Source organism: Aquibacillus rhizosphaerae (assembly GCF_030282825.1).
Classification (GTDB): domain Bacteria; phylum Bacillota; class Bacilli; order Bacillales; family Amphibacillaceae; genus Aquibacillus_C; species Aquibacillus_C rhizosphaerae.
The window spans coordinates 540,867-564,141 of record NZ_JASTZU010000063.1; the positions used below are offsets into that span (position 1 = coordinate 540,867).

A 23,275-nucleotide genomic window follows, 5' to 3' on the forward strand; every position below is an offset into this window, starting at 1 on the left:
GAAGGTGAATGTATTTTTGTGTCGAATCTTTAAATGTAGAAGTTTATAAGATACAGTATTAATAGAAATAAGCATGATAATGTATGACAAGTGAACAAAAGATGCAGTAAAGTGCATTAGTTCTCTTGAATCTTAAAATAAGTGGTTATCTTCTCTCCTTATAAATGAAAGAAAGCTGAATTTAACCCCAATGTCCACCGACTTTTAAACTACATTACATCGCCAGGATAAGGGAGTAATCATATGAGTAAGAATATTAGTCACAACCTATTAATGGAAGGGGAAGAAATTAAAGGATTAAAGCTCTTTTTGCCACTATTCTATTTATTTTTTATCGGCTTTGATCTAATTTATTACTATATATTTCCTTATTTTAATAATGAACAATTAGGTTTCTCAGACAAAGGATTAGGTTTTTGGTATCACTCCCTCCTTTTACCTATCCTTTTTTTATCTCTTTATTTAATAAAGAATAGAGTTAGAGTGTACATAGTGAAATATTTACATTTAATAAGTTTTATTATTGTTGATTGTATTAATAATTTTCTTATTTACTATGGAACAAATAGTGATTTTAATAATGGAAACGCAGTTGAATTAGTTTTTATCCTTTTTTCACCATTGTTCATTAACAAAAAATATTTCTGGTTTACAGTAGTCGGAATTATTGGTAAATATGTAGCTTCGGGGATAGTGTTTCAATCTCTAACTGTTTTAACAGCAATTGGTTTGTATAGCTTATTATCAATTTTAACTTACATACTTTTAACTCGGTTCTGTTCAAACCTTGCTTCTCGATTAAAATTAAATGACGAGTTGAGACGATCGGAACAACTTGCTACAGTTGGACAACTCGCCACTTCAATTACCCATGAGATAAGAAATCCGCTAACTTCTCTTAAAGGATTAACGCAATTGCAAAAGAAGAAATACCCAGAAGATAATGAATATTATCGGATCATGTCAAATGAATTAGAACGAATTAATTCGATACTCGATGATCTAATCGTTATCGGTAGACCCAGTATGGATTATGCCAAGAATAATCTACAAGAATTAATTGAATATGTTATAGCTATAATGAATCACCATAATGGAATGGAACACCCAGTTGCAATCATAAAAGAATTAGAGGAAGATCTTCCAGAAATCGAATGTAATGCACAACATCTAAAACAAGTATTTATTAATATTATTAAAAATGGTATGGAAGCTATGCCAACAGGTGGAAAGTTGTTCGTTAAAGTAAAGAGGTTAGATGACAATTATGTTCAGATTACTGTAAGAGATGAGGGGGATGGAATTTCCAAAGAAAACCTAGAATTATTAGGAGACCCGTTTCATACAACAAAATCAGAAGGAACAGGTCTCGGTTTGATGGTCAGTTTTAAGATTATTGAGGAGCACCATGGGGAAATTAAGTATGACAGTGACGAAGGAAAAGGAACAACAGTTACCATCATATTGCCAGTACACCAATATTAGTCATTTTTTCTGAAAATCATGTTAAGAGTAGTATTAGAAATTTCTACATTATGACTGTTTTATTACTATGAATTTGATTACCGTGTTGAACATAGTTATAACAAGTGGAATTTAGGAGGTTTGTGGTGAATAAAAGTAATAAGCTGGTTCGTATGTCAAGAGTACTATCTATGGCCTTTATCATCTTCATGAAAATATATTGGTATAAATTAAGAAAAAAACCTGAAGTAGAATGGGAAAAACTTTGGGGGGAAATCGGAACGAGGTTCAGGAAAACGCTTTTTGAATTGGAAGGTTTGCTAATTAAAATTGGACAGCTTTTAAGCACACGTGCTGATTTATTACCTCAGGCATTTATAAAACAATTACATGATTTAACAGATAAAGTTCCTCCATCTGACTGGAATGAGATCCATCGAATTATCGAAACGGAATGGGATAAACCTCTTCACGAACACGTACTTTCTATCGATAAAGATGCTGTAGCGTCAGCATCAATCGGCGAAGTGTATAAAGGGGTTTTAAAGGATGGAACAGCCGTTGCAATCAAGGTGCAACGTCCTAATATTCAATCGATTGTCGAAATCGATTTTCGAACGCTGGGTATTATCATTTGGTTTGCTGATCATTTTGTTCCTATACCTAAAGGATTTATTAATTTCAAAGTTTTGTTTAAGGAATTAAGACAAGTAATAGAGCGTGAACTTGACTATAAAAAAGAACTGGAATCGCTACTCTCTTTTAAAGAACGGTATAAAGATGTAGGGATTGTTCAAATTCCTTCCGTCTACTCGGATCTTAGTACATCAAGGGTGTTGGTAATGGAATGGGTAGAAGGAATAAGATTAACAGATGCTGTGGCTTTGGACCAGTTAGAGGTGAATCGCCATCAGTTGGCAGAGCGACTTATTGAAGTGTTTCTTCCCCAATGGCTTGAGCCTGGTACTTTCCATGCTGATCCACATCCAGGGAACGTTTTAGTTTCAAAGGAAGGAAAAATCATCCTACTGGATTTCGGAATGGTAGGAGAGATTACCAGAAAGGATGCAACTTATTTTCAGGGACTAATTGAAAGTTTTCTTACTAAAAACTACACTAAAGCAGTAGAATGCTTATCCCATTTAGGATTTCTTCTCCCCGAGGCTGATTCAAGAACAATGGAAAGGTTACTAGCTGATCTGATGTCCATCCAACCCGAGCAGTTAAAAGAATTGGATATCATCTCATTCAAATTAGAATTGAACGATATGATACAAGCGCTACCTATCCAAGTTCCAACCAGGTTTGTATTTTTAGGTCGTGCTTATGTAACTATTGAGGGAACTATTATCGATTTATCATCCAAAGAGGAACTAATCGATATAGCAAAACCTGTGTTTATGAAGTGGTTAAACAAACAAGGAAACAATAAGTGGGCGTATGTTTGGCAATGGATACAAGCTCAGCCTATATTTAAAATCTTTCACTCGGTCACAGAGTTTCTACAATTGCCTCAGAAGCTTGAACAATTAAAAGAAACGGAGCAACGAAGACAATTTCAGTTCACTATCTATGAAAATACCAAAAGGCAATTATTTCAACTAACACTACTTGGAATTATAGGGATAGCTTCTGGGGCCTATTTATTGCATCCACTTACTTTGAATCTATCAATTGCCTTATTTATCGTTTCTAGTATTGGTTACTTTTTATGTAATTATAAGCAACAAAAATGGATGAAATATATGCATGAAAAACGTAGAAGATAAAGTTAGAAAAATCCCAGTCATTCCCATGGTTACATAATAAATAAGCTCTCAAAATACATGAATTTATCAGTTGAAAGACTCGCTTTTGTATATATGAAAAAAATTATTTAGTTTTTAGTTAAAGCTGTTATCTAAAAGATTGTTGTTTATGACTAAATTTATATAAAGTCTGCACTAACTGCATTGTAACTTTGCATTCTATATTGAGTGCTAAACCCAGCGCTACGGAAAAAATACGTTACGTCATTTATAATTTAGACGATAAGTAGTTTCATTATGGTTGTTACCCGGTGATAGGAAGGAGGTAGCTAGTTGAAGACAACAATTCAAGCATTTATTTGTTCAGTTATTATTCATTTGCTTTATATTTTTGGCACTATGACTGTGGGTTATATTAGAACAAAATACTATAAAGTAGATGAGCCTAGTGAATGGGAAAGTATAAACTATCTTCAGAGTGAAATAGCCTTTGGAATAGCCTTTTCACCTCTTTTCTATATAGTTTCTTTGGTAGGAGTAACTATTGTTTGTGGAATTATAATACTATTATATAAAAAATTTAACTAGTGCTATAGAGGGGAAATAAGCAGTTCTTGAGATTTTAAAAAAACAAGCAAGCAACTGCTATGAAACAAATTCACTTTATATGAAAGCCAGGTTGCAATTCGAGTGATTGTCGCACTAGAGTTTTGTAAAAACTTATGTCAGTATCCTACTAAATAGTGAACTAGACCTGTCTTGAAATAAAGGTTAGTTATTATGTTCATTGAAAAATATCGATACAAGGTATTCTAGGTGCTCGACTTGTTTTGAATCGAAAAGACTTGAGTTTTTTAAAGGTACCAACGTGTTTTCTATTAAAAAAGCTCTGGGATTTTTAGCGTGTAACAATTCATCTTGAATAAAGTCTAACAACTCTATATATTTTGTAGCATCATGATTTTCAAGGCTTATCTTTTTTAAGTCGTTTATCGATTGATTAAGTTCTTCTTGAAACGTTCCATTAACCTTGAGTTTTTTTGGAACCCACTTATCTAGAAGCTCAGGCTCATTTAGTTGCTCCCCAGACGTTGCCAACTCTTTCACCATCTTCTCAACTCTAAGTACGCTGTAAAGGACAACTTGGTGGACGCCTGTCGTGTACCGATCATGTTCCAAAGCATAGTACTTCATGTTTTGATTTAGGATACCAATAAACATAATCGCACAGTCCAACAAATAAGGCTTTTTGTCTTCTCCAAAAATCTCAACAAATCGTTCGAATGTCCACTTTATAACCCCTATTTGTGCTTCTTTAACAAATTGCTTCAATTCCGGATCGGGTGAAATTAGAACCTCTTCAAAAAGAGTAAACAATTTGTACTTTCTATTGATATTCATCTGTAGTTCAAATTGCTTTATGAAGACGTCAAGATCGGATTCATCCTTACCAATAAGTAACTCATTTCGCTCCTTTTTCATCTTGCTATGTAAGCCTTTAAAAATAGAAATGAGTAATTCATTTTTAGAGGCGAAATAATTGTAGAATGTCCCTTTCGAAATCCCACTATAATCTAGAATGTCTTGAATTGATGTTGCATGATAACCACGATCAATAAATAACTGATGTGACATTTTTATTACATGTTGTTTCCGAGAATTCATTTTATCACCTTTATTTTTATATATTTAAAATTCTGCAAATTTATAGATTGTACTGGTAGTCTAATATGTATCATAACCTACTCTCATCAGTTAAACAAACCCTTTTGTTAATAGGCTGAAATTAGTCTTGCATTCTTTGGAACAGTGTTATATGATATTGCCTATGTGAACAAATGGTTCAAGTTTATGAACCGATAGTATAGGAGGGAATAACCATGAATTCAACCCATAAGACCAAGGCTCCAAACTACGGAATTCTTGCAGTCTTAATGATTGGAGCTTTTATTGCATTTTTAAACAATACGTTACTAAATATTGCACTTCCATCCATTATGACGGATTTGAAAATAGAAACGACAACAGTACAGTGGTTAACAACTGGCTTTATGTTAGTGAATGGTATCCTGATCCCAACCACAGCATATTTAATCCAAAAATATTCCGTTCGAGTGCTTTTTATAGCTGCGATGAGCTTATTTTTACTTGGAACAGTTGTTGCAGGTTTATCGCATGTATTCCCGTTGTTGCTTGCGGGAAGAATGCTACAAGCTTCTGGAACAGCAATCATGATGCCACTATTAATGAATGTCATGTTGGTAAGCTTCCCTGTTGAAAAACGAGGCGCTGCAATGGGGATTTTTGGTTTAATTTTAATGGCTGCACCAGCAATCGGTCCGACTTTATCTGGTTGGATTATCGAGCACTATGACTGGAGAATGTTGTTTCATTTCGTAACACCTATTGCAGCTCTCGTCTTATTACTTGGTATTTTATTATTGAAAGATAAAAAAGAAAAAGTGAATATTCGACTGGATATTCTTTCACTTTTATTATCAAGTGCAGGTTTTGGAGGCATTCTGTATGGCTTTAGCTCTGCAGGCAACAAGGGTTGGGGCAATCCGCTTGTCTATGGAACAATTATTGTTGGGGTTGTATCTTTAACTACGTTTATTTTACGTCAGTCCAAACTTGAAAGACCCATGTTGAACTTCAGTATTTTTAAGTATCCGATGTTTGCTTTATCCTCATCAATTACGATGGTTTTAAATATGGCCATGTTTTCTGGAATGCTTTTGCTACCGATATATGTTCAAACGATTCGTGGAATATCACCATTTGACGCAGGACTATTAATGTTACCAGGTGCCCTAGTAATGGCATTTATGTCACCAATAACAGGAAGATTATTTGATAAGTTCGGTGGACGGGTGCTGGCTATTACCGGATTATCGATTACTGTAATTACGACATACCTTTTCAGTACGTTGTCATTAGATTCTACGTACAGTTATTTGGTTGTGTTAAATGCTATCCGCATGTTAGGGATATCGATGGTAATGATGCCAGTATCTACAAACGGTTTAAATCAATTACCAGCAAAATTTTATCCGCATGGAACAGCGATGAACAATACGTTGAACCAAGTTTCAGGAGCAATCGGAACAGCATTGTTAGTGACGCTAATGTCTAATAGAACGGAATCTACAGCAACTACATTAGCTGCAGAATTAGGAGTATCAGCTGCTGAGGCGCAACAACAAATTATGATTGAATCGATGCTAAAAGGAATTAACTTTGCATTTTTCATCTCTTCCATCATTGCCATTGTAGCACTCATTCTTGCATTCTTTATTAAGCGAGCAACACCACAAGATGGTCCAATTGAAATCAAACCATCTGATGATAATGAGCAAAATGTTGTCCCAAATTTAGGGACGTAAGGTCACGTTTTTATTCCGCTCAGGTCCCTATTCTAGACATTATCCATCTTTTCGGTTTACGATAAATGTAAATAGACTCGCCAAGGAGCGTGTCTTTTAACATAAGTAGAAAGGGTGGAGAAAAATGAAGGTACTTGTAGTTGGCGCAAATGGTCAAATTGGAAAACATCTTGTTACATTCATTCAAGTCGGTGATGGTCTTGAAGCAAGAGCGATGATTCGTAACCAGGAGCAAGCGTCCTTCTTTGAAGAATTAGGTGCGGAAACAGCAGTTGTTGATCTTGAACATGATACCGAAACGATTGCTAAAGCAGCTGAAGGTGTCGATGCGATTGTATTCACAGCTGGTTCAGGTCCACACACAGGCAAAGACAAAACAATAATGATTGATTTGGACGGTGCTGTGAAAACAATCGAGGCAGCTAAATTAGCTGGTGTGAAGCGATTCGTTATGATTAGTTCGTTTGACACAAGACGAGAGGCAATTCAAGCTGCTCCTGCATCCTTTGCCCCGTATGTGGCAGCTAAGCATTATGCGGACGAATGGTTACGGTCATCAGATTTGGATTACACGATTATTCATCCTGGAGCACTTACGAATGAAAAAGGAACAGGTAAAGTTCAGGCTGCATCTGAAGTGGAAAGAGGAGAAATTCCGCGCGAGGATGTTGCAAGTGTCATTACGGCTTGCTTAAAAAATCAATCAACAGTAGGCAAAGAATTTCAGATAGTAACTGGAACTATACCTATCAAGGATGCAATGAAACTAATTTAAATATAGGAACAATGAAGAGGACAGTGTTTCTGTCCTCTTTATTTTGGAATTTTCTCTAAATATTTGTATCTTATAATAGTTTTACGAACGGATAGTTATTAAACTTTAGAATTGTTCTTGTTTTCAATATAATAAAGATGCACCGGGGGATAATGGTAAACGATACACAAAAGAAGATTATGAAAGGTTTGAACGAATTAAATATAAAGGTATGATATAAAAGGTGGAATTACACCCCAATATAAAATGAATAAGTGGTGCTATACTTAATAATGCCTTTCATATCGAATAAGACAATGTGAATGGAAGGACTTTTATATAATGCCTATTTTTATTTGGGAGGTCACATGATTTTGTTAAAAAGCTTGAGATTAATAATTCTGCTAGTAATATTGTTTGGTGCTGGTCTATATGGTTTAAAGCTTGTCACACAACCAGAACCTACTCTGCCAATCAATCGTGTGTCTGGTGTTGATTACACTGTAACGCCAATAGAATTACATATACCAGAAAGGATTCAGAGATTACCTGAACTCGCGATCCAAGCTAGTTCGGTCATATTGATAAACGTAGATAATGGCAACATTCTTTATGAGCGTAATAATGACCAATCCTTTCCTGTTGCTAGTATGTCAAAAATGATGACCGAGCTTTTAGTTTTAGAAGCGATTCAGCAACAAAAAGTCACATGGAATCAAACGGTAGAAGTTAGCAATTATGCTTATACCATATCCAATTCCCCAGGGTTTTCTTCCGTACATTTACAAAAGGGACAAACGTATACGATTCGCGAGTTATTTGAGGCGATGGCGATTCATTCGGCAAATGGTGCAGCGATTGCTTTAGCTGAGGCTGTTGCGGGTAGTGAAAAGGATTTTGTGTTACAAATGAATCAAAAAGCTGAAGAAATGGGATTTGAACACACACAATATGTAAATAGTACGGGATTAAATAACAAGGATCTTGGAACGTTTTATTCTGTCGGAGCTGAAACAGATTCAAATAGAATGTCTGCACAGGAAGTAGCAATGCTTGCTAGGCATTTAATTCAATCATTTCCTACTATTCTTGATGTCATTGATGCTTCCACTTATACAATGGGCCAACAAACATTTACAAATACAAATTGGATGCTACCTACCTTAAATGTACAAAATCTGGGTTATGAAGGAGTCGATGGACTTAAAACAGGGTTTACAGATGAAGCGGGCTATTGTTTTGCTGGTACGGTTGAAAGACAGGGTGAGAGGTTCGTATCGGTTGTTATGGGAACATCTACTAAAACGGAACGCTTCTCTGAAACAAAACGATTGTACGAAGCAGCTTTTGGTCGATGAATAATTTCATTCATAATTTTATAGATTTTTTACTAGTTGAGCCAATTTCATAATTACCTTATTCAGTCATCTATGACAATATATAGTTTGGAAATGGTTTTCTCCAACTATATATTGTTGTAGGTGACGACAAGATTGGTATTATGAAATTGATTAAGTTTGTTTGTAATTTAATATAAGACCCTTAAAAATTCTCCTTGATTAAAGTTGTTTTTTAAAAGTTTGTCCTCTTAAAATGGTAATAAAATCATGCATAAAAGCTTCAAGGATGACATTAACTTATAAGGAGCTAACGTAGAATAGGGTAAATCCTTGGCAAAAGAAATTCACTTTAACTTATGCTGGCCGCTAGTCAATGGTTAAGGTGACCAGAATGGAAGAGTGAAAAGTATGCATTTGAATGCGACTGCATCAACTATTACTTACCAATATGAATACATTAGGAGCCTTTGCTGTTACTGAACAATTTGGCTTACTTCTGGGTCTTCCTGAAATTACTCAGATAACGTAACCAGTTATTCACCAAAAGCAAACAAACCAGCTAGTCATCAAAGAATATATGTTAGAAATGGCATCCATTTCAATAATTTACGAATTAGATATATAAATCTACTGCAAACCTTCCTCTCTTAGAAACAAAAATCCTTTTCCTTATAACATAGATGTTTCATCACATCGTCTCACACAATTGTCAAATGACGTTTCTTCTTCAAGTAGGCTAAAGACAAAAGTTTTCACTTTGTAAAGTTAGGTGATACAACATGAAACACCGGATTACTTTTTTAAAAATGAGGTCCATATTGTAAAACGAATGAAAAGAAAGGATGAAAGCAACGCTGAACGTGTCGTGTACGGTGCAATGCTTGGAGTGATTGCTGCCATACTACAGACGTCAGGAATGTTTGGCGGTATCGGACTTTTAATTAGTGCACTATCTTCGCTTCCAATAGTTTTAGCTGCATTAAGGTCACTTCAAACAAGCTTTTTAACCTATTTGGTAACTTTTGCACTTTTATCTATGATTCAACCTGGAGAAGCTTATTTATATTTATTTACAACAGGATTACTAGGACTTAGCATGGGCTTTACTTTTAGGACATTTAAAAAAGGATGGATGATAGTTATATTTTCTGCAGTAGCTTTGATGTTAGTTATTTTATTTTTATTATTTGTAATCCAATTTCCAGTACTGGGTCCTTCAGTGGGAGAGGAACTGGATCTGCGGATGGTTATCTACATTTTCCTATTTACATTGATGTATAGTTTCATTTGGATGAAAGGGATAATCTTCATTGTTAACAAATACGCTGCAATTGCTGGTGAATAAAGAGAAAATACTCCATTTGAGATTTTGGTGTTTGGCTTTTCTAATTCGGAAGCGACTTCTATGATAAAGAACTTTATGTAAGAGAATCATCTACAAATTTTCAAAGTGTACACAGACTTGTCTTATGGTTTCGTATATAAAAGCCACACGTATCCTACCAAGAAAACAAGTGGCTTTTATAAACTAGTAAGGGGTTAGTTTTTGGAGTTCATTACCAAAAACAGGAATAGGGTGAGGGCCTTCCTATTCTACCGTTCAATAGGAGATGTTAATGAGCACATTGGCTGTTATGGCTTGGATTATCTTTATATCTCTGAAACTAATATTTAGCTATAATCTCCACCCGTAGGGTAGTTATTACCTACGATGACTAATAGGACGAAAAGAACAACTAACAAAATAAAACTGTTATTTCAACCGAAGTTTCCTCCACTCAACTGATTCATCCCCTCTCTTTTCTAAACTTGATACTATGGTGAAATAATAGAAAGGGAAAGGCGTATGATACTAGAGAGAGAAAAAACAATGATTGTCTTGGTTAATCCTATAGGAGAAAGTGTATAATTGTGGGATCCATCTATTCTATTGAGTTGTAAAAAACTATGGTTATAAAGAGAGAAGTAACATTCTATCAATTTAGTAAAAGATTGATAAGAGGTTTTATATCAAAATTGTGTCATTGTCACTCTAACTGGTTGAGAGACAATGACACGGTTTATCTTTGCTTACTTTTTATAACGTTCGATTTTAAGATCCTCTGGAATGTTTTTACGGTACTCCAATGGAAATAAATGATCTGGGTTTATGAGTGGAAGGTTTCTTGAATTTCTTGGATTCATAAGCTCGTTTACTGGTAAAGGACCATGATTATTGGTATTGGATGCTTCATATCGATATATATCATGAAACTGACTCTTATAATGCTCTAAAACAACGTAATAATCTTTTACACTTTTAAGATAGGCATACCTAGCTTCATCCATTAGTTGAAGCAAGGGATTTAAGTGTTTTTCCTTTACTACAGGTAAAACGTTATCGTTCCAATCTTTCGACAAGATTTGAATGGAGGGAGCTTTCTCTCCTTTTGCTTTTTTTTCTTTGTATTGCTCATATAATTCCCATTCGGTTAAATTATCCATTTTTTTATCAACTCCTTTTCTTTACCGTATGCATGTATAAATAATATGAATGGTATGTATGCACATTATGAAGTCAAATTTAATATAAAGTAATTAATTTTGTTAATAAAATAGGCGAATGCCCTTACAAATACGTTATACATTCATAAGATAATAATGTAGCTAACTAAAGGAGGCTAAAAAATGAGTGCAGCATATGGATATGGTGGAGGTTTCGCGTTAATAGTTGTTTTATTTATTCTATTAATCATCATTGGTGCATCGTATGCAGGAGGATATGGCGCATACGGCGCATACTAATTAATGTTTTAAAATAATAAAAGGGTATTACTAAGTTGATTTTCTTAGTGATACCCTTCTTAGATGATTGAAAAAGAATGTAATCACCATTTTAGACTTATTGTGCGCTACATAAAGCATCCCGACTGAAGTAATTTCTTTGATGGGGGAAGTACTATTTTTTAAACAAAAAGGTATGAGTAATTTGTTAGATAAACTACATTCGAATTGTTTTTTTGTTAAATATACACCATTTGTTTAATAAAAATTATTGCCCTTCATTGAATTCAGGATTTGCTTTAGGGTAAAAATAAGGATCCCTTTGAAAATGTCCTTTTTTGAGTAGTAATTCCGTAGTCTGGTGGTACATTCTTTTTCCGTCATTATCACAAGAATCATAAAAATGACGTAAATCTTTTCTTACAGAAGAACAAATTGAAGTAGTGTGACCTAATAAACCATGCATAGTCATGACATGCAAATAATGCAAACAAAATATGTCAGTGAACAATCATTTTGCTCCTTTATTTAGGTCTGAATATGTAAACCCAATGGGAATAGGAAATCCGTTTTTTTTTCTAGGAAAGCAGAAATTTGTTTCTTTTGTTTGTAGAATATCTGAATTGCTTCATCAAAAAGCGCTTTAATTTCTTTATCTTCAATAATGGTTATCATATATTTGTTCACCATATCTACAGCTGTTCCATTTACATATTGTCCCACAACGTACCTGTTTCAGATGAAGTAAGTTTTATTTCCTCTTCATTCATAATTTTTACCTCGTGTTAATCGTTCCCAAATTGAGTAGTTCTATTAAATAGATACTACCATTAGTTTCTATATATTCCCTTTTATATACGTGGTTTGGTTGTGAATTACATATTCTTTGTTTCGATTAACGATTAAACACCAAGTTTTTATTGAAGAATTAATCTAAAAGGATTATTTTATATCGAATTCGGGTAATATCTTTTATAAGTATTTGGACAAGGAGAGTGTATAGTATGAAACCATACGCAAAGTTTATTGGAATGGTTTTAACATCAACGATTGTAATGTTTATTTTTAAATATTTAAGTACGTTTGAATTCAGCCATGTCTTTTTTAGTGAAACCAGAGCATACATGGCACTATTGATGGGTGCCACAATGGCAATTATTATGTTAATTTTTATGCGTAATATGTTAAAAAATCGAAAAGCGAATATCGGGATTGTAACAGTAAGTATTATTGTATTCTCCCTTTCACTATTTCTTTTACGAAGCCAAACGCTTGTAGATGATACAGATTATATGGAGGCAATGATTCCCCACCATTCTATTGCGATATTAACAAGTGAGCATGCCGAAATAACAGACCCAAGAGTTCGTGAACTGGCGGATGAAATTATAAATGCACAACGTAAAGAAATTGATGAAATGAAGAACTTGATAGAAGACCTTGAAGAGGAAGAATAAGAAATGGCTCCCGTCACTGGGAGCCATTTGTATTCGTAGCAAAACAACAGATTGGTATGAAAATATTATAGAACGGTATACTATTAAAATATCATCTTCATAATTAAAAGCTACTTTGATCATTTGTTATTAAAGTGTTCACAAGGTTACAAACTTTTCTACTAGGGTAGTTTGGTATCTTATTACTCAATGCGCGTGATTAAACTTTTTCTTATAATCTATATAGACTAATAAAATTAAGATTAGAAAAAGAACAACCATACAGAGTGGAATCAACCACAACTTTGCCTCCACTAAATATAACCCAACAGTCATAATTATTACTGAAATCAAAGGTGCCATTATATAATAGGCTTTTGCATCATAAAGCCACCCATATGGAAAGAAATGGGCACCTACTATAATAGCAAAAAATATAACTGCTACCTCCGGATTTTTTACTATAGCCCATATAAGTATAGGAAAATAAATAATTTGCGCGACATTTAAGTACATTCCTAAATTCCCCAATGGAATATCTTTGAATTTCCAATCGGCTTTTAATAGCGTAGAGATGCCAATAGACAACGGAAACATTAATCCTGTTGAAAATAACATAAATATATTTTTCTGATAGGTTTCTATTGGTTGTAAAAATATTACCGTAATGATTGACCAAATTACTACAGCAGACAACAGAAAACCTATACCATTTTTTCCACTTACTGATAGTTTATTTCTCATCTCTGATAATTCCAAAATTAATCCCCCTAATCTCTTTTTACATAATGCTTTGGTTTAGATCATTTCATCAATTATTCCGATATTAATTTTAACATAAAATACCAAAAGGTCATTTAAATTTTTTATTACAGAATGTTTTTATCATAGTATTTGTGTATCATACATTTGATAAGCAGTACGAAGGATTGTTAATATTGTCTTGCCTTGCCGATAAAATAGACCCCCGTTCGAAATAGCTGCCTATTTTTCTTTTAAGGTCCTAATACATGCTATGATAGTAATAGATTAAGGAGGCTAACTTAAATGGATACGATAATATTTGATGTGGATGATACATTATACGATCAAGCACTGTCTTTTCATCATACATTTAGAAAGTTGGTTAAAGGACAGTTTACATATGAAGAGATTGATCAAATATACACAGCTAGTAGGAAGTATAGTGAGATTTTATTTGACCAAAGTGAAGCAGGGGAGATATCCCAATTTGAATGGCAAACTGGTCGGATTATCGCTGCATGTAAAGATTTTAATATCCCGATGGATAAAGAAAAAGCAACTACTTTTCATGAGACGTATGTTGTTGAACAACAAAAAATCACGATGTTTGATGAAGTAGTAGAGCTATTAGACTTGCTGCATCAAAAAGAGAAAAAACTTGCCATTCTTACTAACGGTGAGGAGAAACATCAATCGATGAAAATTAACCAGCTTGACTTAACCAGCTGGATTCCTGTTGAGAACATTTTTATTTCAGGAACTCATGGTCACGCCAAACCGAAGCGGGAAATCTTTGATATTGTCGAAAAAAAACTTGGACTTGAACCAACAAAAACAGTTTACATAGGTGACTCTTTTGAAAAAGATATAGTTGGGGCGAAACAAGCAGGTTGGCAGGCAATTTGGATGAATCATCGTAGAAAATCTGTACCTACTGACACTGATTATAAGCCGGATAATGAAGTGCATAGTGCAAAGGATCTTTTAGATTTATTTGTTGATTGAAACCTTGTAAAGATTTTATTTTGAAAGAAAATACTTTTCCGTCAGCTACATTTTAAATGAAAGAATGCACACCATAAGAAAATCTATTCTTGAAATAAAATGGAGGGACATACAATGGCTAAGAAAGAAAAACTAAATGAAGAAGCTATTTTAAATAATAATTTGGATGCTTCAACCTTAAAAATGAATAATGATATCACCAAACAACATCAAGAACCTAAACAAGATAAACTAGATACGCTGAAAAATACAGAAAGATAATTTTTTTAAAATTCCTAAATAAGATACACATGACATTTAAGTTATAATGGCGCTTGGATTATTGGTCCAAGTGCTATTTGTCGTATTATTAAGAAAGCTATAACTCCTCTGTGTTTTTATCTACAATGCAATATGATAGTGAAATTATATTTATTATTTATTTTTCATCATTTTCCGTGTTTGTTGTTATAATATATTTTAAACTAATGAAACAAAAAATGAGCTATGAAATTTACTATCATAAATAAAATAGCACTGTACTCCTTGTTTTTACACTATAAACCTTTGTTAATCACTTTACTTCTAACAGACACTATATAAGTTTGATCGAGAATTATTGCCAAAAAACATAAAAAAACTAGTTGATCAAGAAAAGAGGAACTGAACTTGAAAAAGTTTAAGAAGTTTTATTTGGAGATTACAAGTGTATGTAATCTCGCTTGTAGCTTTTGTCCACCTACGATTAGAGAGAGGCAATTTGTTTCCGTTGAGGATTTTGCAATAAGGTTAGACCAGATTAAGCCGCATACAGACTACATTAATTTACATGTAAAAGGTGAGCCATTGCTTCATCCCAAGATTGATCAACTGTTAGACATAAGCCATGAAAAAGGGTTTAAGGTGAATATTACCACCAATGGAACACTAATTAATAAAAGGAAGCATCAATTACTAAATAAACCAGCTTTAAGACAGATGAATTTTTCCCTACACAGTTTTGATGGTCATGAAGGATCAGTCGATAAGGAAGGATACGTAAGTAGTGTGCTTTCATTTATTAAAGAAGCAACACACCAATCCGACATGATTGTTTCCTTAAGACTATGGAACCTATCCGAAGATAATGCGACGAATGCGGAAAAACAACGTAACCGAGATATGCTTGCATTGATTGAATCGGAATTTAATTTGTCATATAAAATTGAAGAAAAAATCACGCCGGGAAGTGGTATAAAAATTGCAGACCGAATCTTCATTAATCAAGATTATGAGTTCAAATGGCCCTCCTTACAAGAAGAAGAGGATGATGGCAAAGGTTTTTGTTATGGACTCCGCAACCAAGCAGGTATTTTAACGAACGGTACGGTTGTTCCTTGTTGTTTAGATGGAGAAGGTGTAATTAACCTTGGTAATATAAAAAACTCCTCTTTTTCAGAAATTATTGCAGGGGACAGAGCGACCAAACTCGTCGATGGATTTTCAAAAAGGGTTGCAGTAGAGGAATTATGTAGGAAATGCGGTTACAGGAAACGGTTTGGTTAATATGAAGTAGTGGAAGTTATTACCATTACTTTTCTTTTAAATATGTATAAACTTTCTGTTAAAATAGAAGTTTGATTGTCGATTACATAACAAAATGGATGACGTCACAGTATAAACATCGGAGGAAACACCCATGAACAAGCAAACCTACTTTTATCAATTTCTTGAGCCCGTATCAAAAGAACTGGCCCTTGTGGCACGTGAGTTAGAAAATAGTATCTTCACTAGTCCACGTACAATGCTGACACATGCTAGAGTCTTTATTGAGACGATCCTAGGAAAAGTAGTTCAGATTGAGAAAATCCCAGTAGATCAACGAACACACTTAAAAGAAAGATTAGCCTCATTAGATGAACATGGGTATTTAACAAATGAGATTCGCGATGCGCTGCATCATGTTCGTATGATTGGAAACCAGGCTGCCCATGATTCTCGAATCTTTCGTTTTTCAGAGGCTTTATTGTCGTGGGAAGCAGTGTACAAAATCGTAAAATGGTATGTGGAAGTTTATGGTCCAGTTAATCTAACCGTACCAGATTATCAAGACCCATCTCCACAAATGGAGCAGTCCTATGATATAGCTGAAGTAGAAGTAAGATTAAAAGCATTAGAAGAGCTCCTTACAGCATCGGTACATAAGCTCTCAGAAGAAACAGCCAAACCGGAAATTGCTGCGATCGAGGAAGAAATAGACTTACCATTTCAACCGGAACTGCCAGGATTCACAACAATACGTAAGATTTCCTATAAGGATCAACAACTAGAGGTTCCCCATTTCCTTAGGGATGCTTTTTTGTTGCCCCAACGGTTTAGCAAATCAGAAATGTTTCTCATCCGACTAGGTGGAGAACAACAGGCAAGAATTATGAGTGAACTGCCAAAGGACTTAGAAAATCTACACAAGCACGTGAAACGTTATAATGAAAAAAATGATGCAACGCTTTTTGATGAATTACAGGACTATATTAAGGAAGAAAAAACACGTCGTAAACTACTACTTGAGCGGCCAGGAGAACTTTTTTTATTTTACAAAACGAATTATGTGATTGTAACAGAACAGTTAGCTAGTATTCAACTTAATACTTCTGAATTCACTGGAATTCCTAGCTTGATTAGACAACTAAATGAAGACCAAATCGAAATGGTAGGGCAGCTGCCAAAAGAACTTGTTATTCTAGCAAAATATGAAAATGTAGGTGTCGGTACAGTAGAGAAGCTGTTTGATCAATTAAAGGAAAAGCAATTGGATAAGATGAATTAAATACTTGAGTTATTAACCAAATATAATTATTTATAAAAGGAGCAGGCAAAATTTATATCCGTAAAAATTTAAAAAACTGTCTTTTAAAGGCTTGACAAGTATAAACGAGAATGATAATCTTTATCATGTAAATAAAATATAAAAAAAGAGTAGCTCAGAAAGCTACCCAGAAAACTTAAATTAAACCTCAAGCTCAAATGTTTTGCAGTCAGTTTCTTGTTGCGAAGAAGCTGTACTGCCTTTGTGGCTAACTACAAAAATCTCATCAGCTCCACACTTTTCACCTTCCAAATTATGAACACAGTTTTCTACTTCACATAATACGTCTAAAGCCATAATCTCTCACCTCCATTTTTTTACATTATATCAATAATAATTTTAATGTACAAGTTATTATTGTATAAAGGGTCTAATGTTATATTTGTGTATTATAGATTTATAGACTCTCTATTTATTAGTATTAATACAATTGTCAAGTACAGTTTGAGTCAGAACTCCATCCTCCTTTTTTTGCTAATCTACTGAAAGACTCTCTTCTAAAATTCTTTACCCTAAAACCCGCTTAGAAACAAACGAGGGTTTATTTATTCATGAAACTTTTTCCATAACATTGCAACAAAAAGAAAGATGCAATAATATTCGTGACGGAGGGTCTAATCATCACATCTGTCTTTCTTCATTCCTCAATCAAAAAAACATGCAAGTTAATCAGCTGATGGAAAAGGGATAGGAAAGCTATCCCTTTTTCTCAACTTATGATAAGTTCATAAATAAGCATTACTATTTTTTAAGAAGGGGAGAGATAGATATTCCTTTTGGTCCAAGAATTTTAAAAACAGGTTTAGCAGTTACGTTATCAATTTATATTTGTATTTTTTTCAGTTTGGATAATTTTGTTTTTGCTGGAGTAGCGGCGATATTGGCAGTCCAACCTTCTGTTTACCGTACATGGAAGCAATTATTAGATCAAGTAATCACAAATACATTAGGTGCTTCAATTTCTTTGTTTTTTATATATTTCTTTGGTGAAAACCCGGTCATTATCGGATTCGTAATTATTTTTATGATTTCATTAAATATCAAGTTGAAAATGGAAACCACTATTCCGCTAACGCTTGTTACTGTCATAGCAATAATGAGTGCGACGGGAAGTGGAGACTTTTATTTTGCATTAGAAAGATTTCTTGTCATTGTGATAGGAACTAGCACTGCAATAATTGTTAATATATTGGTATATCCCCCAAAATACAAAAAGAAGTTTATTCAAAACGTAGACGTAACTTTTAGAAATATGTCGTTATTAATGAGAACGGCGATTTCAAATGAAATGACAGAGGCTTCCTATCAAGATATTAACAGGAGCTTTAAGAAGGATTTGAAAAAATTAGAAGAACAATATAAATTATTCGATGAAGAAAGAGAAAAGTTAGGTAAGGCAAAACGATTAAATATAAGAGAAATCGTTGTGTTTAAACAAATGCTGAAGGTTTTACAAGAGGGAAATCAGCTTCTGGAAAATATCGAGGAACACTATTTTCAAAGTAAATCTGAAAATGACGAAAATGAAGTATTTGACCAACAGCTGGAAGAATTAATAAAATACCATGAATATTTATTGTTGAAATACTTAGGTAAAATAAAAGAAGACCATGAGGATATAGAAAACGATATATTAAAGGAAAAAGATAGGTTTTATGACCGGATTCTAGAATTTTATCATGTAAATAAAGAACAAAAACTTCGTATCATGATTATTGCATCTTCCATAGTTGACTATTCATTTCATCTGGAGCGGCTTGAGAAACTAATAAATCAGTATCTTAAGATAAGAGAAAATGGAAAATGAGAATAGTGTGGAAGCAAGGAAGTATATGATGAATAGTAAATTAGCAGTATTATATATTGGTTTAGGGGCATCTTTGTGGGGCATCATCGGAATCTTTGTTACCTACCTTTACGAATTAGGTTTCACCCTTACACAGGTTGTTACGATTCGGGTCTTATCTGCATCTATATTTTTAACCGTCTTCGTCATAATTAAAAATCGAAAGTTGTTTAAAATCAAGCTAGTTGATAGTAAATACTTTATCGGAACTGGCGTTATTAGTATTGTCTTTTTTAATTGGTGTTTATTTAGTGCTTTTTCTCAACCATGCTTCCTTTTCTTTTGTACACAAAAGGTCTGAGTGTAATAGAATCAAGTAAGGCATCAATTATAGCAACAATTGAGCCCGTAGTAGCTTCCGTATTTGCCTTTATTATTTTTAATGAATATTTAAACGTATGGCAATACTTCGGAATCATACTAGTTATTTTAGCTATAATTATAGTTCAAAAAAAGTCTAATAAGTGTACTAAACAGACAGTTATATCTGGTCATCCGACCCTTTAAATTAATAATGATCTAAATGTCTTGCTAGATAGGTTGTATATGGGGGCAAGAAACAGTCCCTCTGTACTCTTCAGAGGGACTATGATATCACTATCGAGTGACTCCTCGTGAATTTGATTTGCCTTTTCCTCTTTTTTGTTCATCTGGTAGTTTGCCATTGCCATTCTGTTTTTCTCTTGGTGCATGTGAGTCCTTAACCATGTCGATCCCTCCATTCATCATTAAAATCTCTCGTATTGCTTATCTTTTATAGATAGATGGTAGCTATGCTTTTTTATACCAACTAATGTTAAAGGAAATGTTCATTATTAAATTAACCGAATTACAGTGAATTATTCTAAAGAATAAAGAAGTTAGTTATCAATCGTAATAATGAAAGAAACTGTATAAGTATCTTTCATTATTAAGAGATATTTTAAATCAAAGACAATGATTATAGTAAATATAAGCTTTATTCTATTCTATATTGTTTTTTTAAAAAAAAGCCTGTATTATGCTAGTGCAACCGATTAAAATTTATACATAATCAGCTGATAAAAAATGATACTCATCAATCGATAAAGATAATCATTATACTAACTGAACCCTCTACTTATACGTATCTATGATAATGATTATTCACATATGAAAGGGTTTTCAATATAATTAGAGTTGTAAATAAAAAACGATTAAGTGGGTGGTTCGAATGAAAAATATGAGACGAAAGCTTACAGTATTCGCAACCCTATTCCTATTGATGGGTATAGTTGTTGCTTGTGGCGATCAAGACGCAGCGGGAAGTGAAAGTGGGGCAACTGGGTTTTCAATTATGGCACCATTACACACACCAGAAGCTCCTGAAGATACAATTTTAAATAAATTAGAGGAAGAAACGTCTACAAATATTGAAATGCAGTGGATTCCCGATAGTACATACGCTGACAGAGTAAATACAGCTTTTGCAACAAATTCACTTGCAGATGCGGTTTATTTAGGAAATATAACAATATTTAATCAGTTTAAAGATGCGATGCGGGATGATCAGTTTTGGGAAATTGGTCCATACTTAGATGATTATGAGAATCTAAGTAAATTAAAGCCGCAAATTTTAGAAAACTCAATGGTAGATGGGAAAATTTACACGCTTTATCAAGGTAGACCATTATCTAGACAAGGGATAATCTATCGGAAAGATTGGGCAGATAATTTAGGTCTTGATACTCCAACTACAACAGAGGAATTTTACGAAATGGCTAGAGCTTTTACAGAGGATGACCCAGATGGAAATGGGGAGGACGATACATTCGGCATATCTGATCGTAGTGATTTAGTTTATGGTGCTTTCAAAACAGTTGCATCTTGGTTTGGTACCCCAAACAACTTTGGGGTAAAAGATGGAGAAATTGTACCAGAATTTATGTATCCAGAATATAAAGAAACTTTGGATTATTTTAAAGACCTTCATAGCAATGGCTACATTAACCAGGATTTTCCTGTAACGAGTAAGCCAGACCAAAAGAATTTCATTAAAAATGGTACAGCGGGAATCTATGTTGGTGCAATGGGAGATGTCATTAGCTTGTATAAAGATACGATAGAGCTTAACCCAGACGCAGAGTTTGATGTGCAAAACAATATAAAAGGACCAGATGGTGAATTTGGCGTGTGGGCTATTCCTGGATTTGGAAGTGGCGTTGTATTTCCAAAAAGTGCTGTAAAAACAGAAGAAGAGTTGAAAGAGATACTTGCTTTTTATGATAGTATGATGTCTACAGAACTAGCGAATCTATCTTATTGGGGTATAGAGGATGAACACTATACAGTAAGTGATGGTGGTGCATTGCCTGTAGAAGACCAAGCAAAAGTGGATAGAGAAGTTAAACCATTCCAGTCTTTAGAAATAGGGGAACCTGATACGAATGGTAGGTATGAAGGTGCAATGGAATATGAGACAAAGGCAAAAGCGGAAAAATTGACGAAAGATAATGAAAATCATTTGATAAATGATCCAACGGTTACGTTAGATTCTAAAACATTTGTTCAAGACGGAAGTCGATTACAACAAATTATCACCGATGAATCCTATAAATACATTCTTGGCCAAACGGATGAGGCAGGTTTTGAAGCAGCATTAGAAAAGTGGAAAGCTGAGGGTGGGCAAGATATTCTAGATGAATTTAATGCATCGTATCAAGAGAATAAATAATGCATAGAAGTCGGCCTAGTCCGCTAGGTTTCTTAGTTGGCAAAACATAAACAGGGGCATCATCTATTATTATGGATGGTGTCTCTGTTATTTGTAGGGTGATGACAAATGAAACACTAACTTTTGTTCCATCATAGCAAGTCCTTTACATAAATGATAGAATTTTTTTAGATTGTTTTACTGAGTTGCATTAATAGTATCTTAATTAGAAATTTATTTTTTTAAAGCAATAAAGAAGAATTAAGTGAACCAAAAAGCCAATTGAAATATCACCGTTTTATCAATAAAGATTAAAGTAATAATTAAGGGTAATAGAAAGAATATAATGTTAGTCCGAAAATTTCCATGTTCCGAAATGGCTATATTGATTCCAAAAATATTGTTTTTTTGTGATGTAATTTCAAATATTATCTATATGAACTTAAGACCTGAAACAAAATGTTCAAGTTGTCACTCATGGTCAATGAAAAGGATGAAAGAAATATATATATTGACCTTCCTATTCCATGAATTATTTTCGAATGGTAAGGTGAGGAGATTATCAAATAAAAATAAAAAGTTAGACAAAATAAAGAGTAAGATTGTAAGTGAATTCTTAAAGATTGATTTTTATCGATGTAAAAGATAGAGTTAAAAAATAAAGATTTCTACATATAGAAAGGATAGACGCTATGAAATCTAAACTTATACTTATGCTACTTATGACAGTCCTTGTTCTTTCAGCATGTGGAAAAGAAGAACAAGGAGAATCTATGACTCTACTTGACCAGGAAAACAGTGAAATTGCTTTTCCGCAGGATAAACCCACTTTATTTTTTTTCATTACGACATATACCTGAACGCATTGCCAACAGCAACTAGTTGAGTTGCATGAAAATCTTGATCAATTGAATGATTTGGATGTGAACAAATTTATTATCAGTGGGGATACCCCTGAACAACAGGTAGTATTGTACAACTCCTTAGAAGAATCCTACGGTCAAAGTTTACCTTTCATTTCAGACCCTGAGCTTAAGATGATAGACCATTTGGGCATGAAAAATGGTAATGCTGCCTACAGAGGATACGGAATCTTAGATGAAGAGGGAAACGTTGTATTTAGCACAATTAATGATTTATGGGGAGAAGAGTTCGATAAGACGGTTAAAGAAATAAAAGAGGAATATCAATCAATGCAATAGAAGTAGTGTAGCAGAATCTGACTTTCTTTGTTAAGGAAACAAGACTGCATATATATGCCTTTGAAATGCGATTCAGACGAAAAGAACTACTT

22 protein-coding genes and 3 pseudogenes are annotated in these 23,275 nt (G+C 33.8%); 19 read left to right on the top strand and 6 right to left on the bottom strand.

What is annotated here, in order from left to right:
• Nucleotides 1-243: 243 nt before the first annotated feature.
• From QQS35_RS22620 to QQS35_RS22630, 3 genes are all read left to right on the top strand, one after another.
• The gene (locus QQS35_RS22620; protein WP_285934530.1) at nucleotides 244-1,485 is read left to right on the top strand and encodes an ATP-binding protein; all 1,242 of its coding nucleotides are present in this window, start codon (nucleotides 244-246) and stop codon (nucleotides 1,483-1,485) included.
• 125 nt (nucleotides 1,486-1,610) lie between these two features.
• Entirely contained in the window at nucleotides 1,611-3,233 is a 1,623-nt protein-coding gene (locus QQS35_RS22625) for an ABC1 kinase family protein (protein WP_285934531.1), read from the top strand.
• Between the two features lie 312 nt (nucleotides 3,234-3,545).
• The gene (locus tag QQS35_RS22630; RefSeq protein ID WP_285934532.1) at nucleotides 3,546-3,800 is read left to right on the top strand and encodes a hypothetical protein; all 255 of its coding nucleotides are present in this window, start codon (nucleotides 3,546-3,548) and stop codon (nucleotides 3,798-3,800) included.
• Nucleotides 3,801-3,983: 183 nt separating this feature from the next.
• Here the strand turns inward: QQS35_RS22630 and QQS35_RS22635 are convergent, their stop codons facing one another.
• Entirely contained in the window at nucleotides 3,984-4,877 is an 894-nt protein-coding gene (locus tag QQS35_RS22635) for a TetR/AcrR family transcriptional regulator (RefSeq protein WP_285934534.1), read from the bottom strand.
• 215 nt (nucleotides 4,878-5,092) lie between these two features.
• Between QQS35_RS22635 and QQS35_RS22640 the strand changes: the two genes are divergently transcribed.
• The 4 genes from QQS35_RS22640 to QQS35_RS22655 all read left to right on the top strand — a co-directional run bounded on the left by QQS35_RS22640 (nucleotide 5,093) and on the right by QQS35_RS22655 (nucleotide 10,037).
• Nucleotides 5,093-6,598 carry an MDR family MFS transporter gene (locus QQS35_RS22640; protein WP_285934535.1) on the top strand — a complete coding sequence of 502 codons (1,506 nt, stop codon included), beginning with the start codon at nucleotides 5,093-5,095 and terminating at the stop codon, nucleotides 6,596-6,598.
• 124 nt (nucleotides 6,599-6,722) lie between these two features.
• A complete protein-coding gene (locus QQS35_RS22645; protein ID WP_285934536.1) occupies nucleotides 6,723-7,373 on the top strand; it encodes an SDR family oxidoreductase in 651 nt (216 codons plus the stop codon).
• Between the two features lie 347 nt (nucleotides 7,374-7,720).
• Nucleotides 7,721-8,710: a D-alanyl-D-alanine carboxypeptidase family protein gene (locus QQS35_RS22650; RefSeq protein ID WP_285934537.1), complete on the top strand. Its 990-nt coding sequence runs from the start codon at nucleotides 7,721-7,723 to the stop codon at nucleotides 8,708-8,710.
• Between the two features lie 751 nt (nucleotides 8,711-9,461).
• Nucleotides 9,462-10,037, top strand: coding sequence for a hypothetical protein (locus QQS35_RS22655; RefSeq protein ID WP_285934538.1), 576 nt, complete (start codon nucleotides 9,462-9,464; stop codon nucleotides 10,035-10,037).
• Between the two features lie 326 nt (nucleotides 10,038-10,363).
• Here the strand turns inward: QQS35_RS22655 and QQS35_RS22660 are convergent.
• Together QQS35_RS22660 and QQS35_RS22665 are read right to left on the bottom strand one after the other, a co-directional pair.
• Nucleotides 10,364-10,447, bottom strand: a pseudogene (locus QQS35_RS22660) (YjcZ family sporulation protein); the annotation flags it as partial.
• Nucleotides 10,448-10,762: 315 nt separating this feature from the next.
• On the bottom strand, nucleotides 10,763-11,176 hold the full coding sequence (locus tag QQS35_RS22665; protein ID WP_285934539.1) for a hypothetical protein: 414 nt from the start codon (nucleotides 11,174-11,176) through the stop codon (nucleotides 10,763-10,765).
• Nucleotides 11,177-11,359: 183 nt separating this feature from the next.
• On the opposite strand from QQS35_RS22665, the gene QQS35_RS22670 reads away from it, so the two are divergent.
• A complete protein-coding gene (locus QQS35_RS22670) occupies nucleotides 11,360-11,476 on the top strand; it encodes a YjcZ family sporulation protein (RefSeq protein WP_285934540.1) in 117 nt (38 codons plus the stop codon).
• Between the two features lie 250 nt (nucleotides 11,477-11,726).
• Here the strand turns inward: QQS35_RS22670 and QQS35_RS22675 are convergent.
• Nucleotides 11,727-12,225 (bottom strand): annotated as a pseudogene (locus QQS35_RS22675) (DUF3231 family protein); the annotation flags it as partial.
• 234 nt (nucleotides 12,226-12,459) lie between these two features.
• On the opposite strand from QQS35_RS22675, the gene QQS35_RS22680 reads away from it, so the two are divergent.
• Nucleotides 12,460-12,912, top strand: a complete 453-nt coding sequence (locus tag QQS35_RS22680) for a DUF305 domain-containing protein (RefSeq protein ID WP_285934541.1) — start codon at nucleotides 12,460-12,462, stop codon at nucleotides 12,910-12,912.
• A gap of 186 nt (nucleotides 12,913-13,098) precedes the next feature.
• On the opposite strand, the gene QQS35_RS22685 is transcribed toward QQS35_RS22680, so the two are convergent.
• Nucleotides 13,099-13,650: a DUF7010 family protein gene (locus QQS35_RS22685; RefSeq protein WP_285934542.1), complete on the bottom strand. Its 552-nt coding sequence runs from the start codon at nucleotides 13,648-13,650 to the stop codon at nucleotides 13,099-13,101.
• Nucleotides 13,651-13,938: 288 nt separating this feature from the next.
• Here QQS35_RS22685 and QQS35_RS22690 point away from each other — a divergent pair, with 288 nt between their 5' ends.
• The 4 genes from QQS35_RS22690 (at nucleotide 13,939) to QQS35_RS22705 (ending at nucleotide 17,425) form a co-directional block, all read left to right on the top strand.
• A complete protein-coding gene (locus tag QQS35_RS22690; protein WP_285934543.1) occupies nucleotides 13,939-14,640 on the top strand; it encodes an HAD family hydrolase in 702 nt (233 codons plus the stop codon).
• Between the two features lie 114 nt (nucleotides 14,641-14,754).
• Entirely contained in the window at nucleotides 14,755-14,901 is a 147-nt protein-coding gene (locus tag QQS35_RS22695) for a hypothetical protein (protein ID WP_285934544.1), read from the top strand.
• Between the two features lie 387 nt (nucleotides 14,902-15,288).
• Nucleotides 15,289-16,164 (top strand): radical SAM/SPASM domain-containing protein, encoded by an 876-nt coding sequence (locus QQS35_RS22700; RefSeq protein WP_285934545.1) that lies wholly within the window; start codon nucleotides 15,289-15,291, stop codon nucleotides 16,162-16,164.
• 133 nt (nucleotides 16,165-16,297) lie between these two features.
• Nucleotides 16,298-17,425: a DUF4145 domain-containing protein gene (locus QQS35_RS22705; RefSeq protein WP_285934546.1), complete on the top strand. Its 1,128-nt coding sequence runs from the start codon at nucleotides 16,298-16,300 to the stop codon at nucleotides 17,423-17,425.
• 180 nt (nucleotides 17,426-17,605) lie between these two features.
• Here QQS35_RS22705 and QQS35_RS22710 read toward each other — a convergent pair whose 3' ends face one another.
• Nucleotides 17,606-17,761 (bottom strand): DUF1540 domain-containing protein, encoded by a 156-nt coding sequence (locus tag QQS35_RS22710; RefSeq protein WP_285934547.1) that lies wholly within the window; start codon nucleotides 17,759-17,761, stop codon nucleotides 17,606-17,608.
• 490 nt (nucleotides 17,762-18,251) lie between these two features.
• On the opposite strand from QQS35_RS22710, the gene QQS35_RS22715 reads away from it, so the two are divergent.
• The 6 genes and pseudogenes from QQS35_RS22715 to QQS35_RS22735 all read left to right on the top strand — a co-directional run.
• Nucleotides 18,252-19,271, top strand: coding sequence for an FUSC family protein (locus QQS35_RS22715; RefSeq protein ID WP_285934575.1), 1,020 nt, complete (start codon nucleotides 18,252-18,254; stop codon nucleotides 19,269-19,271).
• 28 nt (nucleotides 19,272-19,299) lie between these two features.
• The gene (locus QQS35_RS22860) at nucleotides 19,300-19,611 is read left to right on the top strand and encodes an EamA family transporter (RefSeq protein WP_331490939.1); all 312 of its coding nucleotides are present in this window, start codon (nucleotides 19,300-19,302) and stop codon (nucleotides 19,609-19,611) included.
• Nucleotides 19,578-19,817: a DMT family transporter gene (locus QQS35_RS22865; RefSeq protein ID WP_331490940.1), complete on the top strand. Its 240-nt coding sequence runs from the start codon at nucleotides 19,578-19,580 to the stop codon at nucleotides 19,815-19,817. Before QQS35_RS22860 ends, QQS35_RS22865 begins: the two co-directional genes overlap by 34 nt.
• A 685-nt stretch (nucleotides 19,818-20,502) precedes the next feature.
• Complete coding sequence (locus QQS35_RS22725) at nucleotides 20,503-22,002, top strand: extracellular solute-binding protein (RefSeq protein WP_407934002.1); 1,500 nt, start codon at nucleotides 20,503-20,505, stop codon at nucleotides 22,000-22,002.
• A gap of 671 nt (nucleotides 22,003-22,673) precedes the next feature.
• Nucleotides 22,674-22,841: a hypothetical protein gene (locus QQS35_RS22730; RefSeq protein ID WP_285934548.1), complete on the top strand. Its 168-nt coding sequence runs from the start codon at nucleotides 22,674-22,676 to the stop codon at nucleotides 22,839-22,841.
• A gap of 15 nt (nucleotides 22,842-22,856) precedes the next feature.
• A pseudogene (locus QQS35_RS22735) lies at nucleotides 22,857-23,183 on the top strand (redoxin domain-containing protein); the annotation flags it as partial.
• Between the last annotated feature and the right edge of the window lie 92 nt (nucleotides 23,184-23,275).